General features: G+C 71.3%; 10 protein-coding genes. 9 read left to right on the forward strand and 1 reads right to left on the reverse strand.

Annotated elements, in window-relative coordinates:
* Positions 1-116 precede the first annotated feature (116 nt).
* The 3 genes from MR1_RS16835 (at position 117) to MR1_RS19890 (ending at position 3,125) form a co-directional block, all read left to right on the forward strand.
* A complete protein-coding gene (locus MR1_RS16835) occupies positions 117-992 on the forward strand; it encodes an alpha/beta fold hydrolase (protein WP_067249649.1) in 876 nt (291 codons plus the stop codon).
* Positions 993-1,053: 61 nt separating this feature from the next.
* On the forward strand, positions 1,054-2,103 hold the full coding sequence (locus tag MR1_RS19885) for a lipoate--protein ligase family protein (protein WP_067249652.1): 1,050 nt from the start codon (positions 1,054-1,056) through the stop codon (positions 2,101-2,103).
* Positions 2,100-3,125: a DNA-methyltransferase gene (locus MR1_RS19890; protein WP_255218184.1), complete on the forward strand. Its 1,026-nt coding sequence runs from the start codon at positions 2,100-2,102 to the stop codon at positions 3,123-3,125. The genes MR1_RS19885 and MR1_RS19890 overlap by 4 nt, the downstream gene beginning before the upstream one ends.
* 25 nt (positions 3,126-3,150) lie before the next feature.
* Here MR1_RS19890 and MR1_RS16850 read toward each other — a convergent pair whose 3' ends face one another.
* Positions 3,151-3,819 carry a TetR/AcrR family transcriptional regulator gene (locus MR1_RS16850; protein WP_067249655.1) on the reverse strand — a complete coding sequence of 223 codons (669 nt, stop codon included), beginning with the start codon at positions 3,817-3,819 and terminating at the stop codon, positions 3,151-3,153.
* A 203-nt stretch (positions 3,820-4,022) separates the two neighbouring features.
* On the opposite strand from MR1_RS16850, the gene MR1_RS16855 reads away from it, so the two are divergent.
* From MR1_RS16855 to MR1_RS16880, 6 genes are all read left to right on the forward strand, one after another.
* A complete protein-coding gene (locus MR1_RS16855) occupies positions 4,023-5,555 on the forward strand; it encodes an ABC transporter substrate-binding protein (RefSeq protein WP_084344841.1) in 1,533 nt (510 codons plus the stop codon).
* Positions 5,556-5,611: 56 nt separating this feature from the next.
* Positions 5,612-6,553 (forward strand): ABC transporter permease, encoded by a 942-nt coding sequence (locus MR1_RS16860; RefSeq protein WP_067249662.1) that lies wholly within the window; start codon positions 5,612-5,614, stop codon positions 6,551-6,553.
* On the forward strand, positions 6,550-8,382 hold the full coding sequence (locus MR1_RS16865) for a dipeptide/oligopeptide/nickel ABC transporter permease/ATP-binding protein (protein ID WP_084344843.1): 1,833 nt from the start codon (positions 6,550-6,552) through the stop codon (positions 8,380-8,382). The genes MR1_RS16860 and MR1_RS16865 overlap by 4 nt, the downstream gene beginning before the upstream one ends.
* On the forward strand, positions 8,379-9,233 hold the full coding sequence (locus MR1_RS16870; RefSeq protein ID WP_067249665.1) for an ATP-binding cassette domain-containing protein: 855 nt from the start codon (positions 8,379-8,381) through the stop codon (positions 9,231-9,233). The genes MR1_RS16865 and MR1_RS16870 overlap by 4 nt, the downstream gene beginning before the upstream one ends.
* 22 nt (positions 9,234-9,255) lie before the next feature.
* Positions 9,256-10,002, forward strand: a complete 747-nt coding sequence (locus MR1_RS16875; RefSeq protein ID WP_217996243.1) for an MgtC/SapB family protein — start codon at positions 9,256-9,258, stop codon at positions 10,000-10,002.
* Positions 10,003-10,063: 61 nt separating this feature from the next.
* Positions 10,064-11,845, forward strand: a complete 1,782-nt coding sequence (locus MR1_RS16880; RefSeq protein WP_067249669.1) for a sulfatase — start codon at positions 10,064-10,066, stop codon at positions 11,843-11,845.
* Positions 11,846-11,904 lie beyond the last annotated feature (59 nt).

Genomic DNA, 11,904 nt, shown 5'->3' on the forward strand with positions numbered 1-11,904 from the left:
GGGCGGCGCTCGCCGGCGGCGAAGGACCCAGCGGTGCGGGACGGCGGCCTCGAGGAGCGCGCCGTCGCGTGACGCCGCGAGTCGGACGACCGGCGCCCGCTCCGTAGACTCGGGGCATGGCAGAGCCCCGCACCGCCGAGTTCACCGACGCGCACGGCATCGCGATCGTCTATGACGTCCATCCGGCACGCACGGACCGGACGCGCGCGGCGGTCCAGCTCCTGCACGGCGTCGGCGAGCACGCCGGGCGGTACGGCGCGCTCATCGAGGCCCTCACAGCCGCCGGGTTCACGGTCTACGCCGACGATCACCGCGGGCACGGCCGCACCGGGATGCGGCAGCACGGCAGCGCGGATCGTCTCGGCCGGCTCGGCCCGGGCGGGATGCGCGCGGCCGTCGCGGCGGAGTGGCAGTTCACGGAGCTGATCCGCGCGGAGAACCCCGACCTGCCCCTGGTCCTGCTCGGCCACTCCTGGGGTTCCTTCCTCTCCCAGATGCTGCTGAACGATCATCCGGACGCGTACGACGCCGTGATCCTCAGCGGATCGGCCCTGCGCACGCCGCGGTTCCTCAACTCCCTGCCCCTCAACGCGCGCTGGAAGGCGCCGGGGGCGACGGGATTGGAGTGGCTGTCGCGCGACCCCGAGGTGTGGTCCGACTTCGCCGCCGACCCCCTCACCACCCAGGAGCCGCTGCTGAAGCTCTTCGGCCCGATCGAGGCCGCGCGGCTCTACGGCCGTCCGGGCAAGGATCTCGTCGGGCGGGCGGGCGCCGACGTCCCGCTGCTGCTCCTGGTCGGCAGGGACGACCCGGTCGGCGGGCCCCGCAGCGTGCACCGGCTCGCGGAGGAGTACCGCACCCGCTCCGGCTTCACGGACGTCACGACCCTCGTCTATCCGGACGCGCGGCACGAGATCCTGAACGAGCTGCAGCAGGACGAGGTGCGTGCGGACATCCTGGCCTGGCTGAACGTGCGGATCCCCGCCCGCTGACCCGCCCTCCCGGACGGCGACCGACGGGGCGCGGCCGCGGCCGCACCCGTAGGCTGGATCCGTGCACGGAGAATACAAGGTCCCTGGCGGGAAGCTCGTCGTCGTCGACTTCGAGGTCGAGGACGACACCATCGTCGACTTCCGGCTCGCCGGGGACTTCTTCCTGGAGCCGGACACCGCGCTGGACGCGATCAACGCCGCGGTGACCGGCCTGCCGACGCAGACCGACGCCTCCGGGATCGCCGCGGCCGTGCGCGCGGCGCTCCCCGCGGGCGCGCAGCTGCTGGGCTTCACGCCCGACGCGGTGGGCACCGCCGTGCGTCGCGCCCTGGTGACCGCGCCGGGCTGGCGAGACTTCGACTGGGAGATCGTGCACGACGACGCCGTCTCGCCGCGGATGAACCTCGCGCTCGACGAGGTGCTCACCACGCGCGTGGGGGCGGGGCTGCGGCGTCCGACGCTGCGGATCTGGGAATGGGACCAGTCCGCGGTGGTGATCGGGTCCTTCCAGTCCCTGCGCAACGAGGTGGACCCCGAGGGAGCGGCGCGGCATGGCTTCGACGTCGTGCGGCGCATCTCCGGCGGCGGGGCGATGCTGATGGCGGCGGGCCAGATCATCACGTACTCGCTCTACGTGCCCGCCTCGCTCGTGCAGGGGATGACGTTCGCCGACTCCTACGCGTTCCTCGACGACTGGGTGCTCCAGGCGCTGCGGTCGCTCGGGATCGACGCGACCTACCAGCCCCTCAACGACATCGCCGGACCCAGCGGAAAGATCGGGGGTGCGGCGCAGAAGCGCCTCGCCAACGGCGGCGTGCTGCACCACGCCACGCTCTCGTACGACATCGACGGACAGGTCATGACCGAGGTGCTGCGGATCGGGCGCGAGAAGCTCAGCGACAAGGGGACCGCCTCGGCCGCCAAGCGGGTCGACCCGCTGCGCACGCAGACCGGCCGGACGCGTGCGGAGATCATCCAGCGCTTCATCGACACGTTCCGCTCGCTCACCTCGGCGGAGGACGGCACGATCTCCGCGGACGAGTACGCGGAGGCGGAGGCGCTCGTCGCGTCGAAGTTCGCCACCGACGCCTGGCTGAACCGGGTTCCGTGACGAGCGTCCGGACGGATCCCGCCACGGAGCCGGCGCCGCCGCGCCTCGGCGCCGTGGAGATCGTCGAGGGTGACAGCCTGGAGGTCGCGGCCGGCCTGCCCTCGGGGGCGTTCACGCTGGCGTATCTGGATCCGCCGTTCAACACGGGTCGCGCGCAGGAACGGCACCTGGTGACGGCGCGCCGCGCCGACGTCCCGCCCGGAGGAGCCGGTGCCGGGGAGCCGGGTACGGGCGGCGGGGGAGCGGCCGCCCCGGCGGTCACCGGCGCGGGATCCGCCGCGCCGGACAGGTTCCGCGACCCCGGACCGGAGGCGGAGGCGCGGGCGGCCGGGACGGCGCGCGAGGTCAACCACGGCTTCCACGGGCACCGGTACGAGCGGGTGCGCGAGCTGCTGCACACCTACGACGACCGCTTCGACGACTACGGCGACTTCCTCGTGCCCCGGCTGGAGGAGGCGTGGCGGCTCCTGGCCGACGACGGCACGCTGTACCTCCACCTCGACTACCGTGAGGCGCACTACGCCAAGGTGATGCTGGACGCGGTGTTCGGGCGGGACCAGTTCCTCAACGAGATCATCTGGGCCTACGACTACGGCGCCAAGCCCCGCACGCGCTGGCCCACCAAGCACGACACGATCCTCGTCTATGCGAAGAACCCGGGCGCGCACGTGTTCAACGCGGACGACGTGGAGCGCGAGCCGTACATGGCCCCCGGCCTCGTGAGCGCGGAGAAGGCCGAACGCGGGAAGCTCCCCACGGACGTCTGGTGGCACACGATCGTGCCGACGACGGGCCGGGAGAAGACGGGGTATCCGACGCAGAAGCCGGAGGGGATCCTGCGTCGGATCGTGCAGGCGTCGAGCCGCCCCGGCGACCGCGTCCTGGACCTCTTCGCCGGCAGCGGGACGACCGGCGCGGTCGCCTCGGCTCTCGGGCGCGACGCGGTGCTCGTCGACACCAACCCGGAGGCGATCCGCGTGATGACCCGCCGCATCCCGCACGCGACGGTCCGCCGGGGCTGACCCGGGGCCGCCGCCGTTCGACGGTTCAGCGGGGGCCGACCGGCTCGTCCCCGGGCGTGGTGATCGGCTCCGGATCGCGCAGGTACGGGCGCAAGGACTCGAAGAAGAGGGCGAGGGTCCCGGAGCGATCGACCTTCCCCGCGTCCTCGTACAGCATCTGCAGGCGCATGCCCTCCGCCAGGGCGATGGCCCATCGCGCGACGGTCTCCGCGGTCACGCCGGGCGGCATCGCGTCGAAGTCGAACGTCTCCTCGATGCTCCGGGTGAAGTCGGCCAGGCGCACCCGGTGCTGCTCGACGAAGTAGTCGTGCGCGGGATGGGACTCGGCGAGGGCCTCGGCGGAGATCATCGCGTTCAGCTGGACGAGCACCGGATCGGCCGCGTGGTCCCAGAGCGTGCGCAGATACTCGTTGAGATAGGCGACGCCGGTGAGGTTCCGATCGCGCAACTGGCGCACGGCCTCCGCGTCGCGGGAATTGAGCACCGCCAGCAGCAGCTCCGGTTTGGACGGGAAGTGGTGCAGGAGTCCGGCCTGGGAGATCCCCGCGCGGGCGGCGATGTCGGCGATCGACGCGGAGTGGTAGCCGCCTTCGGAGAAGATCGTGCGCGCGACGTCGAGGATCCGTTGCCGACGGGCCTCCCCCTTGGGGCTGCGGCGCTTGCGCGGCGCGGCGGACTCCGCTGCGGCCTCCATGTCATGTCCTTTCGCCGGGTGGTCCCGGTGTGGGTGCCTTCACACACTAGCGATCGGTGCGCGAGGGGACGGGATCGGCGGGCCCGCGGTGGAGCGTCGAGATCTGATCCTTGCTAAACCGACCATGTGCACGGTAATTTTAGCGCGAAGGCCGAGCACCCTCTCGCCTTCGCCACAGCGGCAGTGTCGACAAGGAGGTCTTCATGCGATGGTCAGGTAGGAAGCGGGCGGGCGGAGTCGCCCTCGCCCTGAGCGCCGTGCTGGCGCTCGCCGGATGCGGTGGGGGAGCGGCCGCGAGCGGCGATGACGCCGGCGGCGCGCAGACGCTCACGGTCGCCGCCCGTCAGGACGTGTCATCGTTCGACACCGGCCAGCTCGACACCGGGTTCCAGGTGCAGTACTGGCAGCCGGTCTACGACACCCTGCTCCGCTACACCCCGACCGGTGAGATCGAGCCGAACATGGCCGAAGAGTTCTCCTACAACGACGACAACACGGTGCTCACGCTGTCCCTGCGCGAAGGCATCACCTTCAGCGACGGGACGCCGTTCGACGCGGCGGCCGTGAAGGCGAACATCGAGCACCTCCAGGCCGGCACCGGCGTCGCCGTGTACATGGTGGGGCTCGTCGAGGAGGTCGTGGTCGTCGACGACCTGACCGTGGAGATCCGCCTCAGCGCGCCGGATCCGGCCTTCACCTACTACCTGTGCCTGGTGGCCGGTGCCATGGCGTCGCCGGCCGCGTTCGGAACCGACTCGTTCGCCACCGTCCCGGTCGGATCCGGACCCTACCTCCTGGATGCGGACACCACGATCCGCGGCAGTCAGTACAGCTATGTGCGAAACCCGGACTATTGGAACCCGGACGCCTACCCGTACGACAAGGTCGTCGTGAAGCCGATGGAAGACGTGACCGCCCGCCTGAACGCTCTGAAGTCCGGCCAGGTGAACACCGCGGACGTCGATGCGAGCGTGCGCACCGAGGCCGAGGCGGCAGGGCTGACGATCAACGAGGCGCAGGTCACCTGGCTGGGACTGATCGTGTTCGATCGTGCGGGACAGCAGGTTCCGGCGCTGGGGGATGTGCGCGTGCGCCAGGCCCTCAACCACGCCGTCGACGGCGACGCGATCGTGAAGAACATCTTCGGCGGCAGCGGCGCGGCGTCGCAGCAGATCTTCAACCCCGACAGCCCGGCATACGTCGGAGCGCTCGACGACGCCTACGCGTACGACCCGGAGAAGGCGAAGAAGCTGCTGGCCGAGGCCGGATATCCCGACGGCTTCGAGATCACGATGCCCGAGGTCAAGGGCGATCTCACCCAGCCGTACGTCACCCAGCAGCTCGCGGACGTCGGGATCACCGTCACCTGGGACAAGGTGTCCTCCGAGAACCTCGTCGGGGACCTGCTCGGCGGGAAGTACGCCATCGCCTCCTTCGGCTCCAGCTCCGGCCACCCGTGGCGCGACATCTTCAAAATGATCTCACCGGACGGCGCGTGGAACCCGATGCACACCACCACCCCGGAGCTGGAGGCGCTGCTCACCGAGATCCAGGCGACCACGGGAGACGCGCAGACCGCGGCCTACCAGGCGGTGAACGAGTACGTCACCGAGAACGCGTGGTTCGGGGTGTGGGTGTTCACCTCCGTCATCCAGCTCACGGACGCCCGGACGTCGACGCAGATGCAGCTCGGCAGCAACGTCCCCTACCTCGCGAGCTACGCGCCCGCGAGCTGAACGGCCGCGGGGTCCGGCCGGCGCACGGCCGGGCCCCGCCCGGAAGGGATCCGAACATGCTGACATTCCTCCTGAGACGCCTGCTCGCCGGCGCGGTCCTCGTCGTGGCGATCTCCTTCGTCGCGTTCGCGCTCATGTACGCCGGCGGCGCCGACATCGCCCGGAGCATCCTCGGCCCGGAGGCGACCCAGGCGCAGGTGCAGGCCAAGGCCGCCGAGCTGGGCATCGACCGCCCGCTGCTCGTGCAGTACGGGTCCTGGTTCGGCCAGATGGTCACGGGCGACCTCGGACGCTCGTGGTTCACGGCGGAGTCCGTCTCCGACGCGGTCGTCTCGCGGCTCGGGGTCACCCTGTCGATCGTCGTCGTCTCGCTTCTCGCGGTCGCCGTGATCAGCGTGGTCCTCGGCGTGATCGCCGCGATCCGGCGGGGATGGGTCGATCGCGTCGTCCAGGTCGTCTCCGTGGTCGGCGTGGCGCTGCCGAACTTCTGGGTCGCGCTCGTCCTCGTCGTCGCCCTCGCGATCAGCGTGCCGCTGTTTCCCGCGACCGGGTTCGTCCAGCCGCGCGAATCGGTCTCCGGCTGGCTGCTGTCGATCACCCTCCCGGTGATCGCGATCACGATCGGCGGCGTGGCCGGCGCGGCGCAGCAGATCCGCGGATCCGTCCTCGACGTCTCCCGCCAGGACTTCGTGCGCACCCTGCGCTCGCGCGGCCTTCCCGAGCGGCGGGTGATCACGGGTCACATCCTGCGCAACAGCCTGGGTCCGGCGATGACCGTGCTCAGCCTCCAGTTCATCGCGATGATCGGCGGCTCCGTCGTCATCGAGAAGGTCTTCGCGATCCCCGGCCTCGGCATGCTGGCGCTGAACGCCACGCTGCGGGGCGACATCCCGATCGTCATGGCCGTGGTGATGACGATGGCCGTCGTCGTCGTGGTCGTGAACCTGCTCATCGACCTGGTCAACGGCTGGGCGAGCCCGAAGGTGCGTGTGCAATGACGACCCCGACCACCCAGTCCGTCACGACCGCGCGGCGCCGCCGCGAGCGTCCGAGCGCCTTCCGGGCCGTCCTGCGCAACCCGCTCGGCGCCGCCTCGCTCGTCACGATCGCCCTCATCGTGCTGCTGAGCGCGATCGCCCGGCTCATCGCCCCCTACGACCCGGCCTTCGTCGACATCACTGCGGCGAATGTCCCCCCGGGCACGGCGGGTCATCTGCTCGGCGCCGACGCCTCCGGGCGCGATGTGCTCAGCCGGCTGCTCGTCGCCGGTCAGCTCACCCTCGCGGGCGCCGCCGTGACCGTGGTGATCTCGGTCCTCCTGGGCGTGACCGTGGGGCTCCTCGCCGGGTATGTCGGCCGCACGTTCGACACCGTCGCGAGCTGGATCGCCGACCTCGTCCTGGTCCTGCCGAGCAAGATCGTGCTCGTCGCGCTGTTCGCCGTCATCGGCCCGAACACGCTGGTCACGATGGCGGTGCTCGGCGTGATGGTGGCGCCGCAGTTCTACCGTCTGGTGCGCAACCTCGTGATGGGCGTGAAGAACGAGCTCTATGTGGATGCGGCGCGCGTGTCCGGGCTCTCGGACGCGGCGATCATCGCTCGTCACGTGCTCTCGGCGGTGCGCGCGCCGATCATCATCCAGGCGGCCTTCGTGGCGGGCATCGCCGTGGTGATCCAGGCGGGCCTGGAGTTCATCGGCCTGGGCGATCCGAACACCCCCACCTGGGGCGGCATGCTCCAGGACGCGTTCGCGGCCATGTACAAGGCGCCGGCCATGCTGATCTGGCCGGGGCTGGCGATCGGCCTGTTCGTCGCCGCCTGCGTCCTGCTCGGGAACGCCGTCCGGGACGCGCTGGAGGGGACCGACGCCGCCGCGCCGTCGGCGCCTGCGCCGACGGCGTCGACCACCGCGGTGCGCACGGTCGAGGCGCCGGTCGTGGCGGAGGACGCCTCGGAGGGAGCCCTGCTGCGCGTCGAGGACCTGTCCGTGGGCTACCCCGGTCGGGACGGCACGGCGAAGACGGTGGTGGAGTCGGTGTCGTTCTCGATCCGTCCCGGGGAAGTCCTCGGCGTGGTCGGCGAGTCCGGGTCGGGCAAGTCGCAGACCGCCTTCTCGATCCTGGGACTCCTGCCGCCGGGCGGAAGAGTCACCGGGGGCCGGATCCTGTTCGAGGACAGGGAGCTGGATCCGCGCACCGGCGCCGTGGGGCTGCGCGGCACCCGCATCGCCTACATCCCGCAGGAGCCCATGAGCAATCTGGACCCGGCGTACCGGATCGGCGCGCAGCTCGTCGAGCCGCTCGTGGTGGTCTCCCGTCTCGGCCGCGCGGCGGCCAAGGCTCGGGCGCTCGCGCTGCTGGAACGAGTCGGGATCGCTGACCCGCAGCGGGTGTTCGACTCCTATCCGCACGAGATCTCCGGCGGCATGGCCCAGCGCGTGCTCATCGCGGGCGCGATCGCGGGGGAGCCGGACCTCGTCATCGCCGACGAGCCGACGACCGCGCTCGACGTCACGGTCCAGGCGGAGATCCTCGACATCCTCCGCGACCTCCAGCGGGAGCGCGGGATGGCGATGATGCTCGTGACCCACAACTTCGGCGTGGTGGCGGACCTCTGCGACCGCGTCGTGGTGATGCAGACGGGCAGGGTCGTCGAGGCCGGGTCCGTGGCGGACCTCTTCGACGCCCCGCGGCATCCCTACACGCGGATGCTCCTCGGTTCGATCCTCGACGGCGGCCCGGCCCGCCCGGACTACTCGGACGGGGACGTCCCCACCGGAGCGGACGCCGCCTCGTCCGCCGCCGCACAGAAGGAGGCCGTGCTGTGACCGCTCCACTGCTGGAGGCCCGCGACCTCCGCGTCGCCTATGCCCGCAAGGGATTCCGTCGTCCGCCCGTCGAGATCCTGCACGGCGTCTCGCTGGACATCCGTCCGGGAGAGACGGTCGGCCTGGTCGGCGAGTCCGGGTCGGGCAAGACGACCCTCGGGCGCGCGATCCTCGGTCTCGCCCCGGTGACCGGCGGCGCGATCCGCTTCGACGGCGCGGACATCACCCGTGCGCCCCGCGCTCAGCGTCGCCGCCTCGCACGCGACATCCAGGTCGTCTTCCAGGATCCGTACGGGTCGCTGAACCCGGCGCTTCGGATCGAGGACATCCTCGCCGAGCCGCTGCAGGTCCAGGGCGTGCGCCGTGACGCCGCGCGCGAGCGCGTGGCCGAGCTGCTGCGCCAGGTCGGACTGCCGGAGGACGCGGGCGCCCGGCTCCCGCGGGAGTTCTCCGGCGGGCAGCGTCAGCGCATCGCCATCGCCCGGGCCCTGGCCCTGGCGCCGCGGCTCATCGTGTGCGACGAGCCGGTCTCCGCCCTGGACCTGTCGACGCAGGCCCGCGTCCTCGACCTGTTCATCGAGATCCAGGAGCGCACCGGCGTGGCCCTGCTCTTCGTGTCGCACGACCTCGCTGTCGTCCGCCACGTCAGCCACCGGGTGGCCGTCATGTACCGCGGCGACATCGTCGAGTTCGGCCGCGGCGAGGTCGTCACCTCGGATCCGGACCACGCGTACACGCGTCGTCTGCTCATGGCCGCGCCCGTGCCGCACCCCGCCGCGCAGCAGGAACGCCGCGCGGAGCGACGCCGTCTGCTCGAGGCGGAGGCGCAGGCGCGCATCGAGGCCGCCTGAGCGCGGACGAGGACCGGACACCATGGATCTGAGCATGCAGACGCTCGAGCTCGCCCTGCGGGTGGCCGCCGCCATCCTGCTGGGGGCGGCGATCGGGCTCGAACGCCAGTGGCGGTCGCGGATGGCGGGCATCCGCACGAACGCGCTCGTCTCAGGCGGCTCGGCGCTGTTCGTCGTGCTCGGTGCCTACGGCTTCGAAGGGGTGACCGCGGACCCGACCCGGGTCGCCGCCCAGGTCGTGTCCGGGATCGGGTTCCTCGGCGCCGGCGTGATCCTCCGCGAGGGCCTCAACATCCGCGGCCTCAACACCGCCGCGACCCTGTGGTGCGCCGCGGCGATCGGATCCCTGGCGGGTGCAGGCCTACTCGTCCTCGCCCTGGTCGGCGCCGCATCCGTCGTCGGGGCGAACACCCTGATGCGCCCGGTGAGTCGGCTCGTGAACCGTCGCCGCCGACCGGCCGAGGACGGGCCCGCGGAGGACGACGACGGCCCGGTCCGCCCCGTCGAGTACGTCCTCGAGGCCAAGACCACCGACAAGAGCGAGCACCGCGTGCGTGCCCTCGTCCTTCAGGCCGTGAGTCGTCCCGAGCTGACGCTGCGCTCTCTGCGCTCCTCCAACGCCAAGAACTCGCGGGTCGTCGTCCACGCCGACCTGCTCGCCCGCGCGGACGCCGATGCCGCGCTGCTCGAACGCGCCGTCCAGCGCCTCAGCCTCGACCCGAAGGTGATGTCGGTGCGCTGGTGGGCCGAGGACGACGCGGACGACTGACCCCCCCACCCCTACGACAGCCCGGCGATCCCGGGCGGGAGACGGATCAAGGAGAAGAACGATGAAAGCCATCATGGTCATGTACGACACCCTCAACCGCAAGCTGTTGCCGCCGTACGGCGCGGACGAGGTCGTCGCCCCGAACTTCTCCCGCCTCATGGAGCGCACCGCGACGTTCGACAACTGCTACGCCGGATCGATGCCCTGCGTCCCCGCTCGGCGCGAGCTGCACACCGGGCGATACAACTTCCTGCACCGCTCGTGGGGACCGCTGGAGCCGTTCGACGACTCCGTCCCCGAGATGCTCCGCGACGCCGGCGTCCATACGCATCTCGTGACCGACAACCGTCATTACTGGGGAGACGGCGGGGCGACCTACCACGGGCGGTTCTCGACCTTCGAGTTCTTCCGCGGACAGGAGGGCGACGCCTGGAAGGGACAGGTCGCCGATCCCGACATCCCCGACACCGTGGTGCGCCGCAGCGACCGGGTCTGGCGGCAGGACTGGATCAACCGCGCCCATCTGCAGGACGAGGCCGATCACCCCCAGACCCTCACCTTCGACGCCGGGATCGAGTTCCTGCGCACCAACGCCCAGGAGGACGATTGGTTCCTGCAGATCGAGGCGTTCGATCCCCATGAGCCGTTCTTCAGCTACGAGCAGTACCGGCGGCTCTACGACGCCGGCTACGAGGGGCCGAGCTTCGACTGGCCGGCCTACCGCCGCGTGATCGAGGACGACGCCGAGGTGGAGCAGCTGCGTAACGAGTACATGGCGCTCGTGACGATGTGCGACTCGTCCCTCGGCCGGGTGCTCGACGTCATGGACGAGCAGGGCCTGTGGGACGACACCATGCTCATCGTCTGCACGGACCACGGGCTCCTGCTCGGCGAGCACAACTGGTGGGGCAAGAACGTCCAGCCCTGGTACGACGAGAACATCCACATCCCCCTGTTCGTGTGGGACCCGCGCACCGGCGTCGCCGGGGAGCGGCGCGCCGCCCTCGTGCAGACGATCGATCTCGCCCCGACGCTGCTGGACTTCTTCGGGCTCGCCGCGACGCCGGACATGCAGGGCCGCGCGCTCGCCGGCACCGTCGCCCATGACGAGCCGGTGAGGCACGCCGGCCTGTTCGGCAACGCGGGCGGGCATGTCAATGTGACCGACGGGCGGTACGTGTACATGCGCGCGTGCGCGGACCCCTCGAACGCACCGCTCTACGACTACACGCTCATGACGACCCACATGGGCGGACGCTTCGCCCCGTCCGAGCTGCACGGCGCCGAGCTGCATCCCGGGTTCTCCTTCACCAAGGGCGCGCCCGTGCTGAAGGTCCCCGGTTTCGCGTTCGGCAGCCCGTGGGCGTACGGCACCCTGCTGTTCGACCTGGAGACCGACCCGACCCAGGACCGACCCCTGCGGGACGACGAGCTGGAGCTGCGGATGGCGACGCTGCTCGTGGAGCAGATGCGGGCGAGCGATGCGCCCCCGGAGCAGTACGAACGGCTGGGCCTTCCCGCCGAGGGTCCGGTGACGACCGCGCACCTGCTCATCGGGGCGCAATGGGAGCAGGTGCAGCGCGGGCTCACCGCCGCGCCCACGGCCGAGGATCTCGGCGAGGGGTCGCTGGTGGCCACCGCGACGATCCGTGAGCTGTTCGAGGACGACGCGGTCCGTGCCGTCGTGCTGGACGCCCTGCCGTTCCTCGACAATCCGCACATGTCGCGCATGGCGGGAGCGATGACCCTGCTGGAGGTCGCCGCGATGAAGGTGGAGATCGATGCCCCCGCGCTGCGGGAGCTCGATGCGCGGCTCCGCGCGAGCCGGGTGCCGATCGGCTGATCCCGGCGGCGCGGGGGCGCGCCGGGCCGGGACCGATGCCCGTCGTGCGGGGTGAGCGG

This window comes from Microbacterium resistens NBRC 103078 (assembly GCF_001552355.1).
Classification (GTDB): domain Bacteria; phylum Actinomycetota; class Actinomycetes; order Actinomycetales; family Microbacteriaceae; genus Microbacterium; species Microbacterium resistens.